Below are 22,892 nucleotides of genomic sequence, written 5' to 3'. Positions count from 1 at the left end.
CTCACTCTCTCTCCATGTTCAGCGGGAAATGACAGGCGTAGAGATGATTCTTTGCTCCGGTCAGTCTTGGGGTTTCAATACATTCGCGTTGTGCATAAGGGCAGCGTGGCCCCAGACGACAGCCGATGGGTAATTGTTCCAGCAATGGAATAGCTCCTGGCATGGTATTCAGGCGGCTTTTGTGCGGCATTGCGCTACCAAAATCAGGAATAGCGCGAATCAACGCTTGAGTGTAAGGATGATGAGGAATGGTCACCAAATCTTTACTTGGCGCGGTTTCGACCGTTTGCCCGCAGTACATCACGTTGATTTTGTCAGCCCACTGGCTGAGCATTTGCAGGTCATGGCTAATCAACAAAATGGTGGTATTGCTGTTTTGATTCAGACGGGTTAGCAGACGGAAAATTTGCGCCTGGGTGGTTGGCTCCATCGCGTTCGTTGGTTCATCGGCAATCAGCAAACGCGGCTGATTCGCTAATGCGATAGCGATCATGACCTTCTGGCATTCGCCATCGGTCAGCTCATATGGAAAGCTGCGCATGGCGTCTTTATGGTCTTTTATCCCGACGCGGTGCAAGAGTTCAATCGCACGGCGTTTGCGCCAACCGATGCGCTGCCACCAGCGACCTTTGTAGGTCCATGCCGGAATATTTTGCATCAGTTGACGTCCGATACGCTCGGACGGATCGAGACATGACTGCGGCTCCTGAAAGATCATGGAGACGTTATGACCGACCAGTTTGCGTCGTTCACGCGCCGAAAGGCGTAGCAGATCGATATCATCAAAACGCATACGGTCTGCGGTTACGCGCCAGTTATCTTTAGCGACGCCACAAATGGCCTTAGCGATCAGACTTTTGCCGGAGCCAGATTCGCCGACCAGCCCGCGGATTTCACCCTCATTCAAGGTCATGCTGACACGATCAACAGCCTTTACCCAGTCGTCACCGGTCCTGAATTCAATGGTCAGGTTGCGGATATCCAGTAATGGCATTACTCCACCCCCGCAATAATTGCGCGGCGCACGCCGTCACCCAGTAGGTTAACCAGCAACACGCTTATCATAATTGCCGCGCCTGGCAGCATCACCGTCCACGGTGCGACATAAATCAGCTCCAGTGCGTCGCCGAGCATGGCTCCCCATTCCGGGGACGGCAGCTGTGCGCCAAGGTCGAGAAAACCCAGCGCGGCGATATCCAGAATCGCCATCGACAGTGCGCGGGTGATTTCAGTAATAAGGCCAGCGGTAATATTGGGCAGAACGGCGAACCACAGAATATTCAGTGTGGTTGCACCGTCCAGGCGAGCGGCAATGACGTACTCTTTCTCCAGCTCGTCATGCACCATGCTGTAAACGGAGCGCACCATGCGCGGCAGCAGCGCCAGCCAGACGGCAAACATGGCGTGTGTCAGATGCGGCCCGGCAAACGCCACCACAATAATCGCCAGCAGCAGAGAAGGGATCGACAGCAGGGTGTCCAGAATGTGGTTCAGCACCGCAGAGCGCAAGCCGTGCGTCGCACCGGCAACTACACCCAATACCAGACCACACAGCGTGGCGGCAAGAGTAACGACAAACGCGCCGCCAACGGTCGGGGCCGCACCGCTGAGCAGACGACTTAAAACGTCACGTCCCAGATCGTCAGTCCCGAGGAAGAATGAGACTTCGCCATAGCGCGACCATGACGGCGGTAAAAGCTGATAGCCGAGAAATTGCTGATCGATGCCGTAAGGGGCAAACCAACCACCAAAAATACACAGAATAGCCAGTCCCGCACAGCCGTACAGGCCGATCATCGCAGTCGCATCGCCATAGAAATTGCGCCATGCGGTGCGCAACGTACCTGGCGGGCGTTTTTCGCTGTAGACGCTATCGTAAGGCATACCATTCCTTATGTTTCAGAGGGTTAGCCATAGCACCCAAAATATCAGAGATGACGTTAACGATAATAACCAGTGAGCCAATCACCATCACGCCCGCTGAAATCGCCGCGTAATCCTGCTGGCGAATCGCGTTAATCAGCCAACGACCAAGACCGGGCCAGCTAAAGACCATCTCGGTGATCATCGCCAGCGTCAGCATGGTGGAAAACTGTAATCCCAGACGCGGGATCACTGGCGGAAGGGCATTGTGCAGGACGTGACGACGCAGAATCGTTAATCGTGACAGACCGCGCGTGGCCGCCGCTTTGACGTAGTTCTGGTCAAAGACCTCAATGGTGCTGATACGCATCAGGCGGATAACTTCTGTGGTGGGCGCAACGGAGAGCGTCAGCACCGGGAGCACCATATGACGGATAGCGCTGACCAGCATTTCATCGCGCCAGGGCGAGTCGGAGATCCACGCATCAATAATGGCAAAACCGGTAACAGGTTTCACCTCGTAGAGAAGATCAAAACGCCCGGAAACGGGTAACCAGCCGAGGGTCAGCGAGAAGAGCAATGTCAGCAGCAGCGCCAGCCAAAAAACGGGGATAGAAAACCCCATCAGAGCCAATGCGCTGATGCAGCGGTCCTGCCATTTGTTCCGCGTGATACCGGCCAGCATACCAACGGGGATCCCAACCATTAGTGCAAAACCAAAGGCAAGAATGCACAGCTCCATTGTGGCCGGGAACACCTCTTTCAGCTGCTCTGAGATCAACTGGCCGTTGATACTGGATACGCCGAAATCCCAGTGAATGAGACCATTGAACCAGAATACCCATGCGTTCCACAGCGATGCACCCTGTAACGGCGCATGAGGCGTGAAGTAGCTCAGGCTGAAGCCAATAAAGGTCAGGAAGAACAGGGTTACCAGTAGCAATAAAAATCGACGCAAGGTGAAGATAATCATGGTTTTTTCACCTCATCTTTCTTTTCCCTGGACACGCCGGCAAAAGAGGCATTACCGAATGGACTGAGCACCAACCCTTTGATGTCGTAGCGGTAAGCCTGTAGACGCAGTGAAGAGGCCAGTGGCAGGATCGGTAACTCTTGGGCAAGAATATTTTGCGCTTCGTCATAGGCATCAATTCGCGATGAAAGCTGCTGCGAAGAGAGAGCCTTGCGCAGAATACTGTCAAACTGCGGATTACACCAGTGGGCAAAGTTGGTCTGTGAATTGATGGCGGCACAGCTGAGCAACGGCCGGAAAAAACTGTCAGGATCGTTACTGTCCGTCGCCCAGCCGGATAACGTCAGATCATGGTTCATATCCATTAATCTCGCCTCCTGAAAACGACCTTCTACCGGGATGATCTTCACTTTCACACCCACCTGAGCCATATCTGCCTGAATCAGCTCGGCGGTTTTCAGCGGACTGGGGTTCCAGGCCTGAGAGCTGGTAGGGACCCAAAGTTGTAACGTCAGATTCTCCAGCCCCAGCGCTTTTAGCTGCTCGCGCGATTTTGCCGGGTTGTATTCTGTAATTTTAGCTTCGTTATCATAAGCCCACGAGGCGCGAGGCAAAATAGATGCCGCGGTTTCTGCCGTCCCGTAGTAGATAGACTGCATTAAGCGCTGGTTGTTGATCGCTAGCGCCAGCGCATGCCGCACGGCAGGGTTATTCAACGGCGGTTTATTGGTGTTGAACGCCAGATAGGCAATGTTCATCCCCGGGCGCAGCGTCAAACGCAGGCGAGGGTCATCACGCAATATGCTGAGCTGGCTGGCGGCAGGCCAGGCAAGGACGTCACATTCGCCAGTGAGTAATTTCGATAAGCGTCCGGTTCCACCAGAACCGAGATCCACTACGACCTGCGGCATCAGGGGGGTACCACGCCAGAATTTTTCATGTCGCTGCAACCGAATATATTGGCCGGCACGATTCTCCGAAAGCTGGTACGGGCCTGTGCCGACGGGTTGTCTGTCGAGCAACTCCTGGCGATCCTGTTTTGCCAGATTAGCGGCATATTCCGCCGACATTACGGAGGCATAGTGTGTGGCAAGGTGCCACATAAAGGAGGCATCCGGTTGCGTTAAGCGGAATTCAACGGTGTTGTTGTCCAGTTTGCGCACGCTTTGGACGTTATCGGCAAACTGCAGGCTGTCGAAGTAGGGGAAACTGCTGCCGTTCACATTGTGCCACGGATGGTGGCGATCAAAGATGCGCTCGAAGGTAAACACCACATCGTCTGCATTCAGTTTGCGGGTGGGGGTGAACCAGGCCGTCTTCTGAAACTGAACGTCACGACGCAGATGGAAGCGGTAGGTTGCGCCGTTATCCAGCACCTCCCAGCTTTCAGCAAGCTCAGGCACCAGCCGATAGGTGTAGGGATCTACATCAAGCAGTCGGTCATACAATTGGGCCGCTAACGTATCGACGATGAGACCGCTGCTCGTTTTTTGTGGGTTGAACGTATTGACTTGCCCGCTGACGCAATAGACAAACCCACTGTCACGGATATCAGCGTGCGGAGCTTGCTCAGGCGCAGCAGCAGCCTGACCACTCAGAAATCCAGCCATCACGATCAGAGATGATAAAACCAGGCGCATAATTTTAATGGATTATATAAAGAGGCTATCTTACTAATACTTAATGACATTTGCCATTACCGTTTGTTTTTGGGAGTAACAGGCTCGATAAGCTCGAGTTCAACACCGCGACATGGTCAAAATTCATACCTGCTATCCACTTTGAATCTACTCTGTTAACTATCTTAGCATTTTCATGGCCCATCTGACTTGCTATAAACGTGTGATTCGCGGGTAGAAAGAAAAATGTGAGGGGAAAGAGGGGGAAATGACCATGACGGGCAGAAGAGAGCATTCGCAAAATCGTGGGAATAAAGAAAATCAACCGGGAAGAGCGGCTTTCTTCCCGGTTATTGCGTTACTTCTGGATCTTATTTACGCGTACTACTGGTGGTTGCATTTTAGCGTCGAGGCTACCGTTAATACTGATCATTTGATCGGGTTTAACCGTTCGACCATCGAAAACCGCGTGTGGAATTAAAGTCAGGATACTGCCGGTTTTATCACGAAAGACAAATTTGTCTCCGTCTTGATCCTCGATGAGATTACCTCGCAGAGAAATGGTCGCACCGTCATGCATCGTTTTGGCCTGTTCGACAGTCATGATTCTTGCATCTTCAGTCCCACGATAACCTTCATCCAGAGCGTGGGCTGGCGGTGGAGCTGTATCATTTTTCAACCCGCCGTTATCATCAGCAAGCGCTGGCGACAATAAAAAACAACATAATAATGGCGTTATGGATAATTTCATATGTTCTCCTTTTGCCAAGGTTGAGATGTTAAGTGTGGTTGCTATTTATTAATACTGCGAACTGGATAAGTCTCAAATAATATTGTTTAAATTAAATCTAACGTTGGTGGGGATATAAGCGTAACGGTAGAGGAAAGTAGGGGGGTAATATTCCGAGAAAATTAAGTGCAGCTGGATAATATAGGTCATGCCATTCATTTTGGTCTACGCTTATTAGTCTTTGTGATAAATAATGAGAGGTAATTGAATGGCTGGCTTAAACAAGGAAAAAAAGACCATCAATAAAACCAATTCTGCGCGTTTTCCGGCGCCGCCTTTTCAACAGCAGCAGCAGCCCTTTCCCGGGCTGGCGGGGAAAATGCAACCGCGCCCCGATCATGGAGAAGACAGCTATCAGGGAAGCGGTCGCCTGAATGGGCGCAAGGTATTAATTACCGGTGGGGATTCAGGGATTGGTCGTGCTGTTGCTATTGCCTATGCTCGTGAAGGCGCTGATGTTGCGATTAACTATTTACCTGAAGAAGAAGATGATGCGCGTGAAGTGGTCGACCTGATAAAAAAAGCAGGCAGAAATGTTTTGGCCATCCCCGGAGATATCCGTGATGAAACTTTTTGCGGCCATCTGGTAAAACAGGCGGTAAAAGGGCTGGGAGGGTTGGATATCCTCGTCAATAATGCGGGTCGTCAGCAATTTTGTGAGTCAATTGAGGAACTCACCACAGAAGATTTCGACGCAACTTTTAAAACCAATGTTTACGCTATGTTTTGGATCACCAAAGCGACCATACCCCATCTTTCACCAGACAGCGTGATAATTAATACCTCCTCCGTACAGGCTTATGAGCCAAGTGAAATCTTGCTTGATTATGCTCAGACTAAAGCAGCTATCGTGGCATTTACTAAATCGCTGGCGAAACAGCTGGCCCCGAAAGGGATCCGTGTCAATGCCGTCGCGCCGGGTCCATACTGGACTGTACTGCAGTGCTGTGGTGGTCAACCGCAGGAAAAGGTGGAGAAATTTGGGGCAAATGCGCCGCTGGGACGCCCTGGTCAACCGGTGGAAATCGCGCCGCTTTATGTCACCCTGGCCGCTCGGGAGAACAGCTATACGTCTGGTCAGGTCTGGTGTTCTGATGGGGGGACCGGAACCCTCTAACGTTTACGCTCTGTGCGTCGAAAGTGACTTTTAAGGCAAGGGCGGACACTATTGTATAAGGGCGGGAGCGGTACTTACCGCTCCGTGAATGCTAACCAATCACCGCGATGCCAAGCCGCTCCATGAGCAACGACGCCTGGTAGTTGTCCAGCTTAACGCCTTGTAAATCAACGCCCCGAATATCTAAGTCACCCAACTCCGAATTGGTCAGATCGCAATGTGTGAAGTTTGCTGCTCGCCAGTCGAAAGTCGAAAACTCGCCGCCGGAGAGATCTGAACCACTGAACGTCGCGCCCAGTACCTGGGCACCCATCCAACGGTTTTCCCACAGCTCACACTTTTCCAACACGACTTTCGAAAAATTGGCGTAGCTTAGATTGGTATTCGTGATATATGCGCTACAAAACCAGGTGCGCGTGGTGATCATATTCATAAAGCTTGCGCCGCGGAAATCTGCGCCTTGTGCGCGGCAGTGGCGAATTTCAATGCCCAGCGCACTGGCATTGCGAAAATCCGCCATGGATAAATCACAGCTTTTAAAAATGGCATCTTTCAGCATCGCACGACTAAAATTGCACCCTTTCTGGCTTTCACGATCATAGAACTGACAGCCGATAAATTCAGTGCCGCTCAGGTCGGCACCTGAAAAATCACAGTTAAAAAATGTACTATTTTCAATTTTCTCACCGGTGAAACGGTTTCTGTCAATTTTTTCGCCAACGAGTGCCAGAGCCATATTTGTACCTGTTTTTTTATACAGTAATGGCGTCATGGTAAACCCTGATGGGGTTATGCGTCAAATCCGCCAATATGACATCTGCAAATGTGCGTTAAATCTGGTGTTTTTTCAGCAAAGCGCGAAGCTGATGGTAAGTCAGCCCCAGTAATTCAGCGGCTTTTTTCTGGTTAAATTTTGCCTGCTGTAAGCTGGTTTGTAGAAAGTCTTTCTCTTGCTGCTGCTGGAATTCACGCAGATCCAGCGGTAACCCTACAGACATCGGTTTAGTTTCCGGCGCCTGCGGCTGCGTAGTGTGGCGGCGGAAGGGGTCAATGATTATCTCATCCAGCGGGTAATCACTGGTTCCATGCCGGTAAACGGATCGCTCCACGACGTTTTTCAGTTCACGAATATTGCCCGGCCAACGGTAGTGGAGGAGCGTTTCTCTGGCCTCGGCACTAAAACCCGGAAACAGAGGTAATCCGATCTCGCGGCACATCTGAATGGCAAAATGTTCGGCCATTAACATAATGTCACTTTGACGCTCGCGTAACGGTGGGAGTTGCACCACGTCAAAGGCCAGGCGATCCAGCAGGTCCGCGCGGAAAGTGCCTTCGCTAACCATGCGAGGTAAGTCAGCATTGGTCGCACAAACAAGTCGTACGTTAACCTGTAATGGTTGGCTACCACCTACGCGCTCCAGCTCGCCATATTCAATAACGCGCAGCAATTTTTCCTGTACCAACATCGGGGCAGTTGCCAGTTCATCGAGAAACAGCGTACCGCCGTCGGCGCGTTCGAAACGTCCTGGATGGCGTTTTTGCGCGCCGGTAAAGGCACCCGCTTCGTGACCAAACAGTTCGGAATCAAGCAAATTTTCGTTTAGCGCCGCGCAGTTAAGCGAAATAAACGGGCCTTGCCAGCGGGTGGAGAGGTAGTGCAGGCGGTTGGCGATAAGTTCTTTCCCGGTCCCGCGCTCACCTATAACCAGTACTGGTTTATCCAGCGGCGCGAGATGAGAAACCTGCTCCAGCACTTCAATAAAGCTGTTCGCTTCGCCCAGAAGATTATCTTTGTATCCTGCCATGATGAAATTCACCATTTGTTAGTGTTATTCACCAATTTACCCTAATTTTCGCAACAGGTAAAATTAGATATAATTATTAGAATCAATTAGATAAAAAGTTGGCACGCCCCGTGCATTACGAAAACAGCAGGGCATTGCCCGATATCAGAACAGTAAGTGAGGATTACATTATGGGTATTTTTTCTCGTTTTGCCGACATCGTGAACGCCAACATTAACGCGTTGCTGGAAAAGGCTGAAGATCCGCAGAAGCTGGTGCGTTTGATGATCCAGGAAATGGAAGACACGCTGGTTGAGGTACGTTCCAACTCAGCGCGTGCGCTGGCAGAAAAGAAACAATTATCTCGCCGTATTGAACAGGCCAGCGCGCAACAGGCAGAGTGGCAGGAAAAAGCTGAACTGGCGCTGCGTAAAGAGAAAGAAGATTTGGCGCGTTCTGCGTTAATTGAAAAGCAGAAACTGACCGATTTAATTGCCTCTCTGGAGCATGAGGTGACACTGGTTGACGATACGCTGGCGCGTATGAAAAAAGAGATCGGTGAGCTGGAAAATAAACTCAGTGAAACCCGTGCTCGTCAGCAGGCGCTGATGCTGCGTCATCAGGCAGCGAGTTCTTCGCGTGATGTTCGTCGTCAACTGGACAGCGGTAAACTTGATGAAGCGATGGCGCGTTTTGAATCTTTCGAGCGTCGAATCGATCAGATGGAAGCCGAGGCTGAAAGCCATAACTTCGGTAAACAGAAGTCTCTGGATCAGCAATTTGCTGACCTGAAAGCAGATGATGAAATCAGCGAGCAGCTGGCGCAACTTAAAGCCAAAATGCAGCAAGACAAGCAATAATAACATCTGGCGGCGCCCGAACGCGCCGCCGCTCATCACCTGTAAGGAGTACTCATGAGCGCGCTATTTCTGGCCATCCCGTTAACCATCTTTGTGTTGTTCGTTTTACCGATTTGGCTCTGGCTGCATTACAGCAACCGTTCCAGCCGTGGCGAACTGTCGCAAAGTGAACAGCAACGCCTGGTTGAACTCAACGATGACGCACAGCGGATGCGCGAGCGCATTCAGGCGCTGGAAGACATTCTTGATGCTGAACATCCAAACTGGAGGGACCGCTAATGGGAGGCGTTAATCTGAACAAAAAACTGTGGCGTATTCCGCAGCAGGGCATGGTGAAGGGGGTTTGCGCTGGGATTGCGCATTATCTCGATGTGCCTGTGAAGCTGGTACGGATCCTGGTGGTGTTGTCAGTCTTTTTTGGCCTGGCCTTTTTCACCTTCGTCGCCTACATCGTGCTGACCTTTGTGTTGGATCCGATGCCGGATAATGTGGTTTCCGGCGAGCAGCAGCCATCAAGCGGTGAGCTGTTGGATGCCGTCGATCGCGAGCTGGCGGCTAGTGAAAAGCGTTTACGTGAAATGGAGCGTTATGTGACGTCCGATACTTTTTCCTTACGTAGTCGCTTCCGTCAATTGTGAGGACAGAAATGAACAATCGCTGGCAACGTGCCGGGCAAAGGGTTAAGCCGGGCTTTAAAATAGCAGGTAAGCTGGTGCTCCTGACCGCGCTGCGCTACGGCCCGGCGGGTGTAGCAGGGTGGGCGGTGAAGTCCGTCGCCCGACGCCCGCTAAAAATGCTGCTGGCGTTGGTTCTGGAACCGGTGTTGAGTCGGGCTGCGGCAAAATTGTCGAAACGCTATTCAGGTAATCAACCCTGATATTTGAATCAGCAAATGCAAGCAACAATTAATCAACATTCCCTCAGTTAATTTGCGGCAGCTCACAAATATAATTTTGGGGCTGTCAGAATTCTTTTGGGTCGTTACCACGGGTATTGAGGGTGAACTAAAAAATCTATTTCGCAGAGCATTAATACCCAGGTTTTATATCAGGAAGTCGGTCAGCAATATTTGTGTTCCTATCGTGATATTCTGTAATCCTTTCTCACCTGCAATCGGATTAAATAATAAATTACAGCTTTGCTCACCTAATTGTTGGGTAGGAACATCAAATGCGGGTAGAAAAATCAACAGGCTAACTGCAGCATGGGTAACCTGAGGAATAATCGTCCGCGCCTGCATACGGTGATAATGCGGTCGCAATATTTTCTTAAGAACTGGCGTATAGTGTAGAGGTAAATCCAACTATCAGTCAGGAAGATATTATGTTGAAAAAAGGTGTATTAGCGTTGGCTCTGGTCATCGGCATGCCGGTTTACGCAGCCGAACACTGGATCGATGTTCGCGTTCCTGAACAGTACCAACAGCAGCATATTCAGGGGGCCGTCAATATTCCGTTAAAAGAGATGAAGGCACGTATTGCAGCTGAAGTTCCTGATAAGAACGACACTGTGAAGCTGTACTGCAACTCCGGGCGTCAATCGGGACAAGCGAAGGATATGTTGACTGAAATGGGCTATACGCAGGTGACGAATGAAGGTGGCATCAACCAGATCTCGCTTCCTAAAGTAGAGAATAAATAAGCCGTACGCAGTTCTTCTGCTCCTGGCGGTAAGAATAATGCCGCCAGGTACCGCCCAGGTAGTTGATAAGTAAGAATTGACCCCTATCTTTACTTCCTGTTTGTTATAATTTCTTCGGTTCCTTCAGCAAAACGGGATGGCGATGAAGCGACTTAAAAATGAACTCAATTCGCTGGTTAATCGCGGCGTAGACCGGCATTTACGCCTGGCTGTCACCGGACTTAGCCGCAGCGGTAAGACGGCGTTTATCACCGCGATGGTAAATCAGTTACTCAATGTTCATGCCGGTGCGCGTCTGCCGTTGCTCAGCTGCGTGCGCGAAGAGCGTTTGCTCGGCGTGAAACGGGTTCCTCAACGCGATTTTGGCATTCCGCGCTTTACCTATGATGAGGGACTGGCGCAACTGTACGGCTCTCCGCCAACCTGGCCGACCCCTACGCGCGGCGTGAGTGAAATACGTCTGGCGTTGCGCTATAAATCCAATGACTCTTTACTGCGCCACTTTAAAGACACCTCCACGCTGTACCTGGAGATCGTCGATTATCCGGGGGAGTGGCTGCTCGATTTACCGATGCTTGCCCAGGATTATCTGAGCTGGTCGCGGCAAATGACCGGATTATTGCAGGGGCAGCGGGGCGAATGGTCGGCAAAATGGCGGCAGTTATGCCAGGGGCTGGATCCGTTGGCGCCTGCTGATGAAAACCGTCTGGCGGAAATTGCTGCCGCCTGGACGGAGTATCTGCATCAGTGTAAACAGCAGGGCCTGCATTTTATTCAACCGGGCCGTTTTGTCCTGCCCGGGGATATGGCGGGCGCGCCTGCGCTGCAATTCTTCCCGTGGCCGGATGTCGATGCCTGGGGGGAATCAAAGCTGGCGCAGGCTGACAAACACACCAACGCGGGCATGTTGCGCGAAAGATTCAATTATTACTGCGAAAAGGTCGTCAAAGGGTTTTATAAGAATCACTTCCTGCGCTTTGACCGCCAGATTGTGCTGGTCGATTGCCTGCAGCCGCTCAACAGCGGGCCACAGGCGTTCAACGACATGCGTCTGGCGCTTACCCAGTTGATGCAAAGCTTCCATTACGGGCAGCGTACGCTGTTTCGTCGGCTATTTTCTCCGGTGATCGACAAGCTGCTGTTTGCCGCCACCAAAGCCGACCACGTCACGGTCGATCAGCACGCCAATATGGTGTCGTTATTGCAGCAGCTGATCCAGGACGCATGGCAAAACGCGGCGTTCGAAGGTATCAGCATGGATTGTCTGGGGCTGGCATCGGTGCAGGCAACCACCAGCGGCTTGATCGATGTGAAAGGTGAAAAGATCCCGGCGCTGCGAGGTAATCGTCTGAGCGATGGCGAACCGCTGACAGTTTATCCGGGCGAGGTTCCCGCGCGACTGCCCGGACAGGCATTTTGGGACCGCCAGGGCTTTCAGTTTGAGGCGTTTCGCCCGCAGGTTATGGATGTCGATAAACCCTTACCGCATATCCGCCTTGATGCCGCGCTGGAGTTTTTAATAGGAGATAAATTGCGATGAGCGAGCCGTTAAAACCGCGTATCGATTTCTCAGGTCCGCTGGACGTGGAACAAAACACGGCGTTTAAAGCGCAGCAAATGTTCAACGAAACGGAGGCGCAGACTTTTTCTCCGGCGAAAGTGGATGAACCCCTGGAAGACGAAGGTCAGGCGGAGGCCGTCATTGATGCGGCCTTACGCCCCAAACGCAGTCTGTGGCGCAAGATGGTGAGGGGCGGGCTGGCGCTGTTTGGCGTAAGCGTTGTTGCTCAGGGTGTGCAGTGGACCATGAACGCCTGGCAGACTCAGGACTGGGTCGCGCTGGGAGGATGTGCCGCAGGCGCATTGATTATCGGCGCAGGTGTCGGATCGGTGGCGACCGAGTGGCGCAGATTGTGGCGATTGCGTCAGCGCGCGCACGAACGTGATGAAGCGCGAGACTTGCTCCACAGCCATGGAACCGGAAAAGGTCGTGCATTTTGTGAAAAACTGGCGCAGCAGGCGGGTATCGATCAGTCTCATCCAGCATTGCAGCGTTGGTATGCCTCAATTCATGAAACACAGAACGATCGCGAAGTGGTTAGCCTGTATGCCCATCTGGTGCAGCCGGTGCTGGATGCGCAAGCCCGGCGTGAGATCAGTCGTTCAGCAGCAGAGTCCACGCTGATGATTGCCGTCAGTCCGTTGGCGCTGGTGGATATGGCGTTTATCGCCTGGCGAAATCTGCGGCTGATTAATCGCATTGCATCGCTGTATGGCATTGAACTTGGTTATTACAGCCGTCTGCGCCTGTTCCGCCTGGTGTTGTTGAATATCGCTTTTGCCGGGGCCAGTGAGCTGGTGCGGGAAGTAGGGATGGACTGGATGTCGCAGGATTTAGCCGCCCGCTTATCAACGCGTGCCGCACAGGGCATTGGCGCGGGGTTATTAACGGCGCGTCTGGGCATTAAAGCTATGGAGCTTTGCCGACCGCTGCCGTGGATCGATGATGATAAGCCACGACTGGGCGATTTTCGCCGTCAACTGATTGGTCAGGTGAAAGAGACCTTACAAAAGAACAAATCTCCGCGCGAAAGTTAGCTATAAAACAGGCGCCGATCGTATAACTTTACGCCCCGGCGCCTAATTTTCCAGCGCGCTGTCAATATTTGTTGACAGAGTTCTTCCTGCAAACCAAATACTGTCTTATCATTTAACACATAATCCCTTGTCCAGGTGAAGGTTCCTATGCGTTTGGAAGTCTTTTGTGAAGACCGTCTTGGTCTGACCCGCGAATTGCTCGATTTACTGGTGCTGAGAAGCATTGATTTACGCGGTATCGAGATTGACCCCATCGGGCGAATTTACCTTAATTTTGCGGAGCTGGAGTTCACCAACTTCAGCAGTCTGATGGCTGAAATCCGCCGTATTTCAGGGGTTACGGATGTGCGTACCGTACCCTGGATGCCTTCCGAACGTGAACATCTGGCGCTGAGTGCTCTGCTTGAAGCGTTGCCAGAACCGGTCCTTTCTCTTGATATGAAAAGCAAAGTTGAGATGGCGAACCCTGCGAGCTGTCAACTTTTTGCGTACACCCAGGAGCGGATGCGCAACCATACCGCAGCCCAGTTAATCAATGGGTTTAACTTCCAGCGCTGGCTGGAAAGCAATCCGCAGGATTCCCATAGCGAACATGTCGTGATTAACGGGCAGAATTTCCTGATGGAAATTACGCCTGTCCATTTGCAGGGCGAAAATCAGGAGCAGATGCTGACCGGCGCGGTGGTGATGTTGCGCTCCACCATCCGAATGGGACGTCAGCTGCAAAATATGACAACGCAGGATCTCAGCGCGTTTAGCCAGATTATTGCCGTCAGCGCCAAAATGAAACACGTCGTAGAACAAGCGCGCAAGCTGGCGACGCTGAGCGCACCGCTGCTGATTACTGGTAATACCGGCACCGGCAAAGATCTTTTTGCTCATGCATGTCATCTGGCAAGCCCGCGTGCGTCGAAACCGTATCTGGCGCTGAACTGCGCGTCAATCCCTGAAGATGCGGTTGAAAGCGAGCTGTTTGGCCATGCGCCGGAAGGCAAAAAAGGGTTCTTTGAGCAGGCGAATGGCGGTTCGGTTCTGTTAGATGAAATTGGCGAAATGTCGCCGCGTATGCAGACCAAATTGCTGCGTTTTCTCAATGACGGTACGTTCCGTCGCGTGGGAGAAGATCACGAAGTTCATGTTGATGTCCGTGTGATTTGCGCGACGCAAAAGAACCTTGTGGAGCTGGTGCAGAAAGGACTTTTCCGTGAAGACCTCTATTATCGTCTGAATGTACTGACGTTAAACCTGCCGCCGCTGCGCGATTGCCCACAAGATATTATGCCGCTTACCGAACTGTTTGTGGCGCGTTTTGCCGATGAGCAGGGCGTGCCGCGTCCGAAGCTGTCCGCCGATCTCAGCACGGTGTTAACCCGTTACGGTTGGCCAGGCAACGTGCGTCAGCTTAAAAACGCTATCTACCGGGCGCTGACCCAGCTTGAAGGCTATGAGCTGCGGCCACAGGATATTTTGCTGCCGGATTATGATGCGGCAACGGTTGCGGTCGGAGAAGAGGTGATGGAAGGGTCGCTGGATGAAATTACCAGCCGCTTTGAACGCTCCGTGCTGACGCAGCTGTATATGAATTATCCCAGCACGCGCAAGCTGGCCAAGCGCCTCGGCGTTTCGCATACCGCGATTGCCAATAAATTGCGCGAGTACGGCCTGAGCCAACAGAAAAAAAGCGAAGAGTAATGCCGTAAATGAAAATGCCTCCATCCGGAGGCATTTTTGTATGCAAACGCAGCTTACGCTTTCAGAACGTCCAGCGCTGCTGTGTAGTCTGGTTCGTTGGTGATTTCATTGACCAGTTGGCTGAAAACAACATTGTCATTTTCATCGATAACAACTACGGCACGTGCGGCCAGACCTTTCAGCGGGCCTTCAGCGATTTCAACACCGTAGTTTTTCAGGAATTCTGCGTTGCGCAGGGTGGACAGCGTGATAACGTTGCTCAGACCTTCCGCGCCGCAAAAACGAGAGTGGGCGAATGGCAGGTCGGCCGAAATACACAGTACGACGGTATTGTCGATTTCTGTCGCCAGTTGGTTAAACTTACGTACCGATGCCGCGCAAACGCCAGTATCGATGCTTGGGAAAATATTCAGCACTTTGCGCTTGCCTGCAAACTGGCCCAGCGTAACGTCAGACAGGTCTTTAGCCACAAGGGTAAAAGCCTGAGCTTTGCTTCCAGCCTGAGGAATGGAGCCGGCAACTGCAACCGGGTTGCCCTGGAAATGAACGGTTTGTGACATGGTTATCTTCCTGTTTACATATAGTTAACGTCGAGGCTAGTTTATGCCATCAACAGTTAACACGGCAAACGCTATTTGCGGATATCCGCTTCAGGGACTGCATTAAGGAAAACAAATGAGAACAGTTAAGGTATATGAGGAAGCCTGGCCGCTGCACACTCCCTTTGTCATAGCCCGTGGGAGCAGGACCGAAGCGCATGTGGTTGTCGTCGAATTGACAGAAAATGGCGTCACAGGTATTGGCGAGTGCACACCGTACCCACGCTACGGTGAAAGCGATGCCTCTGTCCTGGCGCAAATTATGAGCATTGCACCACAACTGGAAAACGGACTGACGCGTGAAGAGCTGCAAAAGCTGCTGCCAGCAGGGGCTGCACGAAATGCCGTAGACTGCGCGTTGTGGGATCTAAGTGCGCGTCAACAGCAGAAGTCGCTGGCGGAATTGGTGGGAAGTGAACTGGCGGAAGTGGTGACGACGGCGCAAACCGTAGTGATTGGCTCGCCGGAACAAATGGCTGCGAGCGCGGCTGCGCTGTGGGGAAATGGCGCAAAACTGCTGAAAGTTAAACTGGATGCTCGCTTGATTAGTGAGCGGATGGTTGCCATTCGTGCGGCTGTTCCTGACGCTACGATTATTGTCGACGCCAATGAATCCTGGCGGGCAGAAGGCCTTGCGGCACGCTGTCAGCTGTTGGCTGATTTAGGGGTGGCAATGCTGGAGCAGCCGCTGCCGGCTCAGGATGATGCCGCGCTGGAGAATTTTGTGCATCCGCTGCCCATCTGCGCAGATGAAAGTTGCCACACTCGCAGCAGCCTGAAAGCGCTGCACGGACGCTATGAAATGGTCAATATCAAACTGGACAAAACAGGCGGTCTGACGGAAGCACTGGCGCTGGCAACGGAAGCCCGCGAGCAGGGATTTGCGCTGATGCTGGGCTGCATGCTGTGTACCTCCCGGGCTATCGGTGCGGCGTTACCGCTTACGCCGCAGGTTAACTTTGCCGATCTTGATGGCCCTACCTGGCTTGCCAGCGATGCGGAGCCAGCCCTGCATTTTACGACCGGGCAGCTCCATCTCTAGGGTGCCAGCGCAGCAGATTGGACATGGCCAGCAGGTATTTTTCGCTCGCTTCATCCGATGAAATGGGCGGAAATTCGGCGGTTATGCAGTGTAAATTCAGGTCTGCGCACCAGCTACCAAAAGAGCCGGGCGTTTCATAACCTACGCTGGTGACCAGAGGCAATTCAAACGACTGTGCCAGCCACGCACCCAGCTCGCTGCTTCTGGGATCTTCAATACAGGCCAGTGGATCGTGAAAAGAGACTACCCAGGCGGGATGAATTCGGTGAATAAGCTGACACAACGCCTGGGTTTCTGGTTCCGAACCCGGACTTTCTCCGGTCAACAACACCACATCACGCTCTTCTGCGCTACTGTTCCAGCGATACACCGTTTCGCCCGCTCTCCAGTTTGCGGCGGGAAAATTACGGTTCAGATCGACGCCGTTCGCATTTGCGCGCAGCCCAAGCTGGCAACCGTCAGGGTTTACGGCCAGCACCACATGGTGGCGACGCAGGGAAGGGTTAAGCGTACGCAATGCGCAAGAAAGGGTAACGATCGAGGAGTTTTCGTCGCCGTGCGTTCCCGCCAGTATCAGGCCGCTTTCACGATCGGCTGCCAGTGCAGGAAACCAGATTAGCGGTGCGCCTAACAATGAACGTCCGTAATGTTCGGTTCCAGGTGGGAATGCGCCGCGCTCGGCACGGGGACGGGTAACGGTCATAGTCATCTCTGAATGCTTGGATTGTTACTCGCAGTGTTGTGCAAAATGTATGGATAATCAAATCGTTTTCACACACTTATCTTTTCAGGTGTAATATCACTTTCTTGTCGGAAGTTAATTGCATTTCCTGCTGGCGATACAAATAATTACACATTCACTTAGTAGCCGGAATTGAGGGTATCTTATGCAGCATTCTGTTTCAGTAACCTGTTGTGCGTTGTTGGTTAGCAGCATTTCTTTATCCTGGGCTGCTGATGTTCCCAGCGGAACGGTACTGGCAGAGAAACAAGAACTGGTGCGTCATATAAAAGACGAACCGGCGTCGCTTGATCCGGCAAAAGCCGTAGGGTTGCCTGAAATACAGGTTATTCGTGATCTATTTGAAGGGCTGGTCAACCAGAATGAGAAGGGTGAGATCGTACCTGGCGTCGCTACCCAGTGGAAGAGTAACGATAACCGCATCTGGACGTTTACGCTGCGTGACAATGCGCAATGGGCGGATGGTACGCCGGTAACGGCGCAGGATTTTGTCTATAGCTGGCAGCGTCTGGTTGATCCAAAAACGCTGTCGCCGTTTGCCTGGTTTGCGGCGCTGGCGGGAATTAATAATGCTCAGGCTATTATCGATGGCAAAGCCACGCCTGATAAACTTGGCGTTAGTGCTGTCGATGCACGGACATTGAAAGTTCAACTGGATAAACCGCTGCCCTGGTTTGCCAATCTGACAGCGAGTTTTGCATTCTATCCGGTACAAAAAGCTAACGTTGAGAGCGGCAAAGAGTGGACCAAACCAGGCAATCTTATTGGTAACGGCGCCTATGTGCTCAAAGATCGCGTCGTGAACGAAAAACTGGAAGTGGTACCAAACACACATTATTGGGACAACGCCAAAACGGTGCTGCAAAAAGTCACCTTCCTGCCGATCAACCAGGAATCAGCTGCGACCAAGCGCTATCTTGCTGGTGATATTGATATCACGGAATCCTTCCCGAAAAATATGTATCAGAAACTGTTGAAGGATATCCCGGGTCAGGTTTACACCCCGCCGCAGCTTGGTACTTATTATTATGCTTTCAATACCCAGAAGGGACCGACCGCCGATTCACGCGTGCGGCTGGCACTCAGCATGACTATCGATCGTCGTCTGATGGCGGAGAAGGTATTGGGTACAGGTGAGAAACCGGCATGGCATTTTACACCGGATGTAACGGCAGGATTTGTGCCGGAACCTTCACCGTTTGAGCAAATGAGTCAGGAAGAACTGAACGCGCAGGCAAAAACGCTGCTGCGTGCGGCGGGCTATGGCCCACAGAAACCGCTTAAACTGACGCTGCTGTACAACACCTCAGAAAATCATCAGAAGATTGCTATCGCAGTGGCTTCTATGTGGAAGAAGAACCTCGGTGTTGACGTCAAACTGCAGAACCAGGAATGGAAAACGTATATCGACAGCCGTAATACCGGTAATTTTGATGTGATCCGCGCCTCATGGGTGGGTGACTACAATGAGCCTTCTACGTTCTTGTCGCTATTAACATCGACCCATACGGGCAATATCTCCCGCTTTAATGATCCGGCTTACGACAAAGTGTTGACACAGGCAACTCTGGAGAATACAGAGAAAGCGCGCAATGCCGATTATAACGCCGCGGAGAAAATTCTGATGGAACAGGCACCTATTGCACCGATTTATCAGTATACCAACGGGCGTTTAATTAAACCGTGGCTGAAAGGGTATCCGATTACTAACCCTGAAGATGTGGCCTATAGCCGCACAATGTATATCGTTAAGCACTAACAGAGATAATGGCTGGTGTGATTTTGCACCAGCCATTTTAAGTTTCCGGGGGCTGGTGCTCCCGGCAAATCAGCAATGAATCTTCTTCACTCAATCTCTCTTTCGTCAGATTACAAAATCCCTGACCATCAATTTTTTGGTGGAACCGACAGCTATGGCAAAGACCAAAGCCAGGCACATTGTTGGTCCTCTGGATCCCGCGTAACAGTTCTAACAGCAGCTCTCTGAGCACGATCGCCCGTTCACCCATTGCCAATTCACCCTCCACTAAAAACGTGGGGGGCAGCAGGGCTTCCAGTAAGGTATTGGCCGACTCACTTAAGTGTAGATGGACGCTACGTTTATCACGGTCATCCGGCTTGCGAACAATCAACCCTTTGTTTTCCAAAAGCTTCAGCGATTGTGACACGGTACCTTTGGTGAGCCCAAGGTAGTCTGTCACGCCAAGCGGCGTATTGGAATAACGGTTGCAACGGGCCAGATACATTAACGCGCTAAGTTGTACTGGCTGGAGATCCGCAAGTAAAGGATGCTGGCGAAACCACATCCTTGTCAGGCTGGAAAGTCGGTCAAGTACGTCGAAAAGTGACATGTCGGGCATAACAAATCCTCCTCGGCATATAGTATCGATTAAAAACTATATTGACAAAGAATAAAAGCAGCGTAGCATAAATTATAGTATCGATTCGATACTATAATTTAAAGGAGATGTATCATGACTAAAGCTCGTTTCTATCATGCAGGTTGCCCGGTTTGTGTTTCCGCAGAACAGACACTTTTGCAGCATTTGTCTGCGGATGTTGAAATCGATGTGGTTCATCTGGGAGAGCAACCTGATCGGGTTGCTGAGGCTGAAGTGGCTGGCGTGAAATCTGTTCCGGCGCTGGTGATTGACGGCAATGTGCTGCATATTAATTTTGGCGCTCCCATTGAAGCGTTGAAATAGCTGGAAAGTTCGGGAAGTTGCGTTGGCGATTTCCCGAATATACAAGACGTTGGGGAAGGTAGCATGATGAAAACGACCGAAGAGTATCACCCGATAGATTGCGATCTTCATGATTATCTGGAAATCGCCTGCATGTACCACTATTGGTTGCGCATTGAACTAACGGATGGCACATGTTTTGATGCTAAAGCGCTGACGACGTGTACCACCGTGGAAAAAGAAGAATTTCTGGTAGTGGAGCAATCTGAAAACCAGCAAAAAATCCGTCTGGATTGTCTGTCAGCGATCACCGCGCTGACGCCCGGAGCGACGTTTAGCACAGTTAGTTTTCAGCGAGCCTACCGCGGTTAGACTGTATAAATTCGAATGTCGTGCGCCTGGAACGCTGTGGCGTACTCTTTGCTGATGTTGTCCTCTACAACAATCACATCGATATTGCTGCTTTCGGTAACGACATATCGGGCGACGGCTGGGATTTTTTCAGCCGTTAGCGCGACGATAGTTTCATTACATTGTTTAATCACCGCTTTTTTGAACTCACAATCCGCATAATCAAATCCCGTTAAGCCGGATTCAGGCGACATCGCGCAGCCGCCAATAAATCCCTGATCGAATAAAATGTCCTGCACTTGCGCGATGGCGGAAGCTCCCACGCACCCACCTGAAGATCTCTGCACCACGCCACCCAGCATAATGACTTCAAACAGCGGTTTTTTTAGCAAAACGGCGGCAATCTCCGGTGAATTTGTCACCACGGTTAACGCCAGTTCGGCGGGCAGAGCTTCTGCCATTGCCAGATTGGTGCTACCCGTGTCGATAAAAATACAGCTTCCAGATTTGACCAGTCGGGCACATCTCTGCGCGATGTTGCTCTTTTTGGCTACATTAATACTCTTGCGTACGTCTATGTCTTCGGATTCAGGGAGTGTAATGACCGCGCCACCATAAACTTTTTTACACACGCCATCTTTGCTCAATTCATGCAAATCACGACGAATTGTATGTTCAGAAACGCCTAATCGGTTAGCGAGTTCAGAACAAATGACCCTGCCGTTTTCTTGCAGGATCTGAAAGATAAGCGCCTGGCGCTGTTCCGGGAATGCGGCGTAATCGAGCATAGATACTCCAGGTGAAATAAACATCGAGCAATAGAGTGCATGATCGTGCATTATGATTAACGATGTCAACATCCCTTACAGGGGCCGTACTATTCTGGATACAACGGGAAGAGGTTCGCTATGAAGATTGCGCATATGGCGTTATGGACACAGGATCTCGAGCAGCAAGCTCGCTTCTGGGTCTCGTTTTTTGACGGCAAGATCAACGAGAAATACCGCAGTAAAACCAATCCTGGGTTTGAATCTTATTTTGTCAAAATTGGCGAGGAAATTGCGATTGAGTTAATGACCAAACCGGGTCTTATCGGGCAGCAACCTGACAATAATCGTTGCGGATGGGTACACCTCGCCATTTCTGTTGGCGGCAATGAAAATGTTGATGCCATTGCAATGCAATCGCAGGAACAGGGGATATTAGTCTCAGGTCCGCGCACTACTGGCGATGGTTATTACGAAGCGGTGATAAAAGATCCTGACGGCAATTTAATCGAGATTGTGGCGTAAGTCTTCAATCAATTACCTGCAAATAAAGAGTACCTGCTGCTCATTATTGATGAGCACAGCTCATAAGTTTGTCCTTCTTTTCCTCTCTAATCACCGACACGTCGAGTCTCTATAATTTTACTGTTTTCAGCCCCCGGTGGTGCAATGTTGCCACCGTTTTGGAGAGTCGAATATGCAATACCAACTGGATGCCAGACAACAGGCAATCATCCCCATTGCGGCATTCACTGCCACAGGACAGATGGAAAAGCTGGACGTCGCGCTCAACGCCGGACTGGATGCGGGACTCACGCTCAATGAAGTAAAAGAGATCCTGCTACAGCTCTACGCATACTGCGGTTTCCCTCGCAGCCTGAACGGTCTGTCCTGCTTTATGTCGGTGGTGAAAAGTCGAAGCGAGAAAGGGCTTTCAGACGACGAAGGTAGAACGGCCACGCCGCCACCTGCAGACTGGAACAGTGTTCAGGCTGGGAGCCTAACTCAGACGCAACTGGTTGGACATCCTGTAAGCGGTCCGCTGTTTGACTTTGCACCCGCTATTGATGTCTGGCTTAAAGCACATCTGTTTGGCGATATTTTTCAGCGAGATGTACTTGACTGGCAGGACCGTGAATGGGCGACCGTTTCGGCGTTGGCCGTTCTGGGCGGCGTTAACAGCCAGTTGAAAAGCCATTTTGCGATATGCCTTAACATCGGGATCCTCCCTGAGCAACTCAGTGAGTTTATTACGATACTCGAACAGCACTGTGGAGCCGGGATTGGGGAAAATGCCCGTACGGTTCTTGATGAATGTCTGGTATGAACACCGCGGACATTATCCATACTGGAGTCACTATGAACGAACAATTTGATGGTAACAGCGTCTTTCCACGTGGAGAGAAAAATGAAGCGTATGCGAAGTATTTCACTGGCGACAGCTATCTGACCATGCTCTCCATGGAAGGCGTGGTAATTGGCAATGTCGCATTTGAACCGGGTTGTCGTAACTTCTGGCATGTTCATCATGAGGGTGGACAAATATTGCTGGTGACCGGTGGCAGAGGCTGGTATCAGGAGTGGAATAAACCGGCACGTGAGCTGAAAACCGGCGATGTCGTGCACATTCCGGCGGGAATGAAACACTGGCACGGCGCCGCGCGTGATAGTTGGTTTGCCCATATCGCCGTGGAAATCCCGGCCCCTGGCGCGTCGAACGAATGGCTGGAACCGGTTAGCGACGCTGAGTACAACCTGCTGCCCTGAACT

27 protein-coding genes and 1 pseudogene are annotated in these 22,892 nt (G+C 51.4%); 16 read left to right on the top strand and 12 right to left on the bottom strand.

The window, feature by feature from the left end:
* Window position 1 precedes the first annotated feature (1 nt).
* The 5 genes from sapD to OGY10_RS12715 form a co-directional block, all read right to left on the bottom strand.
* Window positions 2–994 carry a peptide ABC transporter ATP-binding protein SapD gene (gene sapD, locus OGY10_RS12735; protein ID WP_003020556.1) on the bottom strand — a complete coding sequence of 331 codons (993 nt, stop codon included), beginning with the start codon at window positions 992–994 and terminating at the stop codon, window positions 2–4.
* Window positions 994–1,884, bottom strand: a complete 891-nt coding sequence (gene sapC / locus OGY10_RS12730) for a peptide ABC transporter permease SapC (protein ID WP_003833291.1) — start codon at window positions 1,882–1,884, stop codon at window positions 994–996. Before sapC ends, sapD begins: the two co-directional genes overlap by 1 nt.
* Entirely contained in the window at window positions 1,871–2,836 is a 966-nt protein-coding gene (gene sapB, locus OGY10_RS12725) for a peptide ABC transporter permease SapB (protein ID WP_003020545.1), read from the bottom strand. The genes sapC and sapB overlap by 14 nt, the downstream gene beginning before the upstream one ends.
* Complete coding sequence (gene sapA / locus OGY10_RS12720; protein WP_003833288.1) at window positions 2,833–4,476, bottom strand: ABC transporter substrate-binding protein SapA; 1,644 nt, start codon at window positions 4,474–4,476, stop codon at window positions 2,833–2,835. The genes sapB and sapA overlap by 4 nt, the downstream gene beginning before the upstream one ends.
* Before the next feature lie 337 nt (window positions 4,477–4,813).
* Window positions 4,814–5,206 carry a YdeI family stress tolerance OB fold protein gene (locus tag OGY10_RS12715; RefSeq protein ID WP_008784920.1) on the bottom strand — a complete coding sequence of 131 codons (393 nt, stop codon included), beginning with the start codon at window positions 5,204–5,206 and terminating at the stop codon, window positions 4,814–4,816.
* A gap of 247 nt (window positions 5,207–5,453) precedes the next feature.
* Here OGY10_RS12715 and OGY10_RS12710 point away from each other — a divergent pair, with 247 nt between their 5' ends.
* Window positions 5,454–6,362, top strand: coding sequence for an SDR family oxidoreductase (locus tag OGY10_RS12710; RefSeq protein ID WP_191227138.1), 909 nt, complete (start codon window positions 5,454–5,456; stop codon window positions 6,360–6,362).
* Between the two features lie 91 nt (window positions 6,363–6,453).
* Here OGY10_RS12710 and OGY10_RS12705 read toward each other — a convergent pair whose 3' ends face one another.
* Window positions 6,454–7,098: a quinolone resistance pentapeptide repeat protein QnrB6 gene (locus OGY10_RS12705; RefSeq protein ID WP_001749994.1), complete on the bottom strand. Its 645-nt coding sequence runs from the start codon at window positions 7,096–7,098 to the stop codon at window positions 6,454–6,456.
* A 94-nt stretch (window positions 7,099–7,192) separates the two neighbouring features.
* Window positions 7,193–8,182: a phage shock protein operon transcriptional activator gene (pspF, locus tag OGY10_RS12700; RefSeq protein ID WP_161495982.1), complete on the bottom strand. Its 990-nt coding sequence runs from the start codon at window positions 8,180–8,182 to the stop codon at window positions 7,193–7,195.
* Between the two features lie 155 nt (window positions 8,183–8,337).
* On the opposite strand from pspF, the gene pspA reads away from it, so the two are divergent.
* Genes pspA through pspD form a run of 4 tightly spaced genes read left to right on the top strand, consistent with a single transcriptional unit; the run spans window position 8,338 to window position 9,883 of the window.
* Window positions 8,338–9,006 carry a phage shock protein PspA gene (pspA, locus tag OGY10_RS12695; protein WP_003020532.1) on the top strand — a complete coding sequence of 223 codons (669 nt, stop codon included), beginning with the start codon at window positions 8,338–8,340 and terminating at the stop codon, window positions 9,004–9,006.
* A 54-nt stretch (window positions 9,007–9,060) separates the two neighbouring features.
* Window positions 9,061–9,285: an envelope stress response membrane protein PspB gene (gene pspB / locus OGY10_RS12690; RefSeq protein ID WP_003020509.1), complete on the top strand. Its 225-nt coding sequence runs from the start codon at window positions 9,061–9,063 to the stop codon at window positions 9,283–9,285.
* The gene (gene pspC / locus OGY10_RS12685; protein WP_003020497.1) at window positions 9,285–9,644 is read left to right on the top strand and encodes an envelope stress response membrane protein PspC; all 360 of its coding nucleotides are present in this window, start codon (window positions 9,285–9,287) and stop codon (window positions 9,642–9,644) included. Before pspB ends, pspC begins: the two co-directional genes overlap by 1 nt.
* Before the next feature lie 8 nt (window positions 9,645–9,652).
* Window positions 9,653–9,883, top strand: coding sequence for a phage shock protein PspD (gene pspD / locus OGY10_RS12680; protein ID WP_003833267.1), 231 nt, complete (start codon window positions 9,653–9,655; stop codon window positions 9,881–9,883).
* 165 nt (window positions 9,884–10,048) lie between these two features.
* Here the strand turns inward: pspD and OGY10_RS12675 are convergent.
* Window positions 10,049–10,174, bottom strand: a pseudogene (locus OGY10_RS12675) (LacI family DNA-binding transcriptional regulator); the annotation flags it as partial.
* Between the two features lie 155 nt (window positions 10,175–10,329).
* On the opposite strand from OGY10_RS12675, the gene pspE reads away from it, so the two are divergent.
* From pspE to tyrR, 4 genes are all read left to right on the top strand, one after another.
* Window positions 10,330–10,647, top strand: coding sequence for a thiosulfate sulfurtransferase PspE (gene pspE / locus OGY10_RS12670; RefSeq protein WP_008784913.1), 318 nt, complete (start codon window positions 10,330–10,332; stop codon window positions 10,645–10,647).
* 142 nt (window positions 10,648–10,789) lie between these two features.
* Complete coding sequence (locus OGY10_RS12665; RefSeq protein WP_191227139.1) at window positions 10,790–12,187, top strand: YcjX family GTP-binding protein; 1,398 nt, start codon at window positions 10,790–10,792, stop codon at window positions 12,185–12,187.
* A complete protein-coding gene (locus tag OGY10_RS12660) occupies window positions 12,184–13,245 on the top strand; it encodes a YcjF family protein (RefSeq protein ID WP_286576852.1) in 1,062 nt (353 codons plus the stop codon). Before OGY10_RS12665 ends, OGY10_RS12660 begins: the two co-directional genes overlap by 4 nt.
* A 147-nt stretch (window positions 13,246–13,392) precedes the next feature.
* Window positions 13,393–14,937, top strand: a complete 1,545-nt coding sequence (gene tyrR / locus OGY10_RS12655) for a transcriptional regulator TyrR (protein ID WP_191227140.1) — start codon at window positions 13,393–13,395, stop codon at window positions 14,935–14,937.
* A gap of 53 nt (window positions 14,938–14,990) precedes the next feature.
* Here tyrR and tpx read toward each other — a convergent pair whose 3' ends face one another.
* Window positions 14,991–15,497: a thiol peroxidase gene (gene tpx, locus OGY10_RS12650; protein WP_003020437.1), complete on the bottom strand. Its 507-nt coding sequence runs from the start codon at window positions 15,495–15,497 to the stop codon at window positions 14,991–14,993.
* Window positions 15,498–15,612: 115 nt separating this feature from the next.
* Here tpx and ycjG point away from each other — a divergent pair, with 115 nt between their 5' ends.
* The gene (gene ycjG, locus OGY10_RS12645) at window positions 15,613–16,578 is read left to right on the top strand and encodes an L-Ala-D/L-Glu epimerase (RefSeq protein ID WP_008784909.1); all 966 of its coding nucleotides are present in this window, start codon (window positions 15,613–15,615) and stop codon (window positions 16,576–16,578) included.
* Here the strand turns inward: ycjG and mpaA are convergent.
* Window positions 16,553–17,281, bottom strand: a complete 729-nt coding sequence (gene mpaA, locus OGY10_RS12640) for a murein tripeptide amidase MpaA (protein ID WP_032943589.1) — start codon at window positions 17,279–17,281, stop codon at window positions 16,553–16,555. The two genes, ycjG and mpaA, sit on opposite strands and share 26 nt — an antisense overlap.
* 184 nt (window positions 17,282–17,465) lie before the next feature.
* On the opposite strand from mpaA, the gene mppA reads away from it, so the two are divergent.
* Window positions 17,466–19,079, top strand: coding sequence for a murein tripeptide ABC transporter substrate-binding protein MppA (gene mppA, locus OGY10_RS12635; RefSeq protein WP_008784907.1), 1,614 nt, complete (start codon window positions 17,466–17,468; stop codon window positions 19,077–19,079).
* 37 nt (window positions 19,080–19,116) lie between these two features.
* On the opposite strand, the gene OGY10_RS12630 is transcribed toward mppA, so the two are convergent.
* Window positions 19,117–19,680, bottom strand: coding sequence for a MarR family winged helix-turn-helix transcriptional regulator (locus tag OGY10_RS12630; protein ID WP_191227141.1), 564 nt, complete (start codon window positions 19,678–19,680; stop codon window positions 19,117–19,119).
* A gap of 114 nt (window positions 19,681–19,794) precedes the next feature.
* Between OGY10_RS12630 and OGY10_RS12625 the strand changes: the two genes are divergently transcribed.
* Both OGY10_RS12625 and OGY10_RS12620 read left to right on the top strand, forming a co-directional pair.
* Entirely contained in the window at window positions 19,795–20,025 is a 231-nt protein-coding gene (locus tag OGY10_RS12625) for a glutaredoxin family protein (protein ID WP_008784905.1), read from the top strand.
* 66 nt (window positions 20,026–20,091) lie between these two features.
* Entirely contained in the window at window positions 20,092–20,376 is a 285-nt protein-coding gene (locus tag OGY10_RS12620; protein ID WP_071446297.1) for a Rho-binding antiterminator, read from the top strand.
* On the opposite strand, the gene OGY10_RS12615 is transcribed toward OGY10_RS12620, so the two are convergent.
* Window positions 20,373–21,143, bottom strand: a complete 771-nt coding sequence (locus tag OGY10_RS12615) for a DeoR/GlpR family DNA-binding transcription regulator (RefSeq protein WP_008784903.1) — start codon at window positions 21,141–21,143, stop codon at window positions 20,373–20,375. The two genes, OGY10_RS12620 and OGY10_RS12615, sit on opposite strands and share 4 nt — an antisense overlap.
* A 120-nt stretch (window positions 21,144–21,263) precedes the next feature.
* On the opposite strand from OGY10_RS12615, the gene OGY10_RS12610 reads away from it, so the two are divergent.
* From OGY10_RS12610 to OGY10_RS12600, 3 genes are all read left to right on the top strand, one after another.
* On the top strand, window positions 21,264–21,647 hold the full coding sequence (locus OGY10_RS12610; protein WP_191227142.1) for a VOC family protein: 384 nt from the start codon (window positions 21,264–21,266) through the stop codon (window positions 21,645–21,647).
* A gap of 172 nt (window positions 21,648–21,819) precedes the next feature.
* Window positions 21,820–22,449, top strand: coding sequence for a carboxymuconolactone decarboxylase family protein (locus tag OGY10_RS12605; RefSeq protein ID WP_071446299.1), 630 nt, complete (start codon window positions 21,820–21,822; stop codon window positions 22,447–22,449).
* 32 nt (window positions 22,450–22,481) lie between these two features.
* Window positions 22,482–22,889 carry a cupin domain-containing protein gene (locus tag OGY10_RS12600; RefSeq protein WP_020996378.1) on the top strand — a complete coding sequence of 136 codons (408 nt, stop codon included), beginning with the start codon at window positions 22,482–22,484 and terminating at the stop codon, window positions 22,887–22,889.
* Window positions 22,890–22,892 lie beyond the last annotated feature (3 nt).

Source organism: Citrobacter sp. Cpo148 (assembly GCF_030332375.1).
Lineage (GTDB): Bacteria > Pseudomonadota > Gammaproteobacteria > Enterobacterales > Enterobacteriaceae > Citrobacter > Citrobacter portucalensis.
The sequence above is the reverse complement of the archived record's forward strand: the minus strand, read 5'-3'. Positions and strand labels throughout refer to the sequence as shown.

What these genes read in the sequence shown, in the direction of transcription:
- OGY10_RS12710 (WP_191227138.1), top strand. Translation starts at nt 5,454, where the DNA reads ATGGCTGGCTTAAACAAGGAAAAAAAGACCATCAATAAAACCAATTCT.
- sapA (WP_003833288.1), bottom strand. Translation starts at nt 4,476, where the DNA reads ATGCGCCTGGTTTTATCATCTCTGATCGTGATGGCTGGATTTCTGAGT.
- pspA (WP_003020532.1), top strand. Translation starts at nt 8,338, where the DNA reads ATGGGTATTTTTTCTCGTTTTGCCGACATCGTGAACGCCAACATTAAC.
- OGY10_RS12610 (WP_191227142.1), top strand. Translation starts at nt 21,264, where the DNA reads ATGAAGATTGCGCATATGGCGTTATGGACACAGGATCTCGAGCAGCAA.
- OGY10_RS12665 (WP_191227139.1), top strand. Translation starts at nt 10,790, where the DNA reads ATGAAGCGACTTAAAAATGAACTCAATTCGCTGGTTAATCGCGGCGTA.
- sapD (WP_003020556.1), bottom strand. Translation starts at nt 994, where the DNA reads ATGCCATTACTGGATATCCGCAACCTGACCATTGAATTCAGGACCGGT.
- tpx (WP_003020437.1), bottom strand. Translation starts at nt 15,497, where the DNA reads ATGTCACAAACCGTTCATTTCCAGGGCAACCCGGTTGCAGTTGCCGGC.
- pspF (WP_161495982.1), bottom strand. Translation starts at nt 8,182, where the DNA reads ATGGTGAATTTCATCATGGCAGGATACAAAGATAATCTTCTGGGCGAA.
- pspB (WP_003020509.1), top strand. Translation starts at nt 9,061, where the DNA reads ATGAGCGCGCTATTTCTGGCCATCCCGTTAACCATCTTTGTGTTGTTC.
- OGY10_RS12630 (WP_191227141.1), bottom strand. Translation starts at nt 19,680, where the DNA reads ATGCCCGACATGTCACTTTTCGACGTACTTGACCGACTTTCCAGCCTG.
- mpaA (WP_032943589.1), bottom strand. Translation starts at nt 17,281, where the DNA reads ATGACCGTTACCCGTCCCCGTGCCGAGCGCGGCGCATTCCCACCTGGA.
- OGY10_RS12705 (WP_001749994.1), bottom strand. Translation starts at nt 7,098, where the DNA reads ATGGCTCTGGCACTCGTTGGCGAAAAAATTGACAGAAACCGTTTCACC.
- OGY10_RS12600 (WP_020996378.1), top strand. Translation starts at nt 22,482, where the DNA reads ATGAACGAACAATTTGATGGTAACAGCGTCTTTCCACGTGGAGAGAAA.
- OGY10_RS12615 (WP_008784903.1), bottom strand. Translation starts at nt 21,143, where the DNA reads ATGCTCGATTACGCCGCATTCCCGGAACAGCGCCAGGCGCTTATCTTT.
- OGY10_RS12620 (WP_071446297.1), top strand. Translation starts at nt 20,092, where the DNA reads ATGAAAACGACCGAAGAGTATCACCCGATAGATTGCGATCTTCATGAT.
- OGY10_RS12660 (WP_286576852.1), top strand. Translation starts at nt 12,184, where the DNA reads ATGAGCGAGCCGTTAAAACCGCGTATCGATTTCTCAGGTCCGCTGGAC.
- pspE (WP_008784913.1), top strand. Translation starts at nt 10,330, where the DNA reads ATGTTGAAAAAAGGTGTATTAGCGTTGGCTCTGGTCATCGGCATGCCG.
- OGY10_RS12605 (WP_071446299.1), top strand. Translation starts at nt 21,820, where the DNA reads ATGCAATACCAACTGGATGCCAGACAACAGGCAATCATCCCCATTGCG.
- pspC (WP_003020497.1), top strand. Translation starts at nt 9,285, where the DNA reads ATGGGAGGCGTTAATCTGAACAAAAAACTGTGGCGTATTCCGCAGCAG.
- ycjG (WP_008784909.1), top strand. Translation starts at nt 15,613, where the DNA reads ATGAGAACAGTTAAGGTATATGAGGAAGCCTGGCCGCTGCACACTCCC.
- OGY10_RS12715 (WP_008784920.1), bottom strand. Translation starts at nt 5,206, where the DNA reads ATGAAATTATCCATAACGCCATTATTATGTTGTTTTTTATTGTCGCCA.
- tyrR (WP_191227140.1), top strand. Translation starts at nt 13,393, where the DNA reads ATGCGTTTGGAAGTCTTTTGTGAAGACCGTCTTGGTCTGACCCGCGAA.
- pspD (WP_003833267.1), top strand. Translation starts at nt 9,653, where the DNA reads ATGAACAATCGCTGGCAACGTGCCGGGCAAAGGGTTAAGCCGGGCTTT.
- sapB (WP_003020545.1), bottom strand. Translation starts at nt 2,836, where the DNA reads ATGATTATCTTCACCTTGCGTCGATTTTTATTGCTACTGGTAACCCTG.
- OGY10_RS12625 (WP_008784905.1), top strand. Translation starts at nt 19,795, where the DNA reads ATGACTAAAGCTCGTTTCTATCATGCAGGTTGCCCGGTTTGTGTTTCC.
- mppA (WP_008784907.1), top strand. Translation starts at nt 17,466, where the DNA reads ATGCAGCATTCTGTTTCAGTAACCTGTTGTGCGTTGTTGGTTAGCAGC.
- sapC (WP_003833291.1), bottom strand. Translation starts at nt 1,884, where the DNA reads ATGCCTTACGATAGCGTCTACAGCGAAAAACGCCCGCCAGGTACGTTG.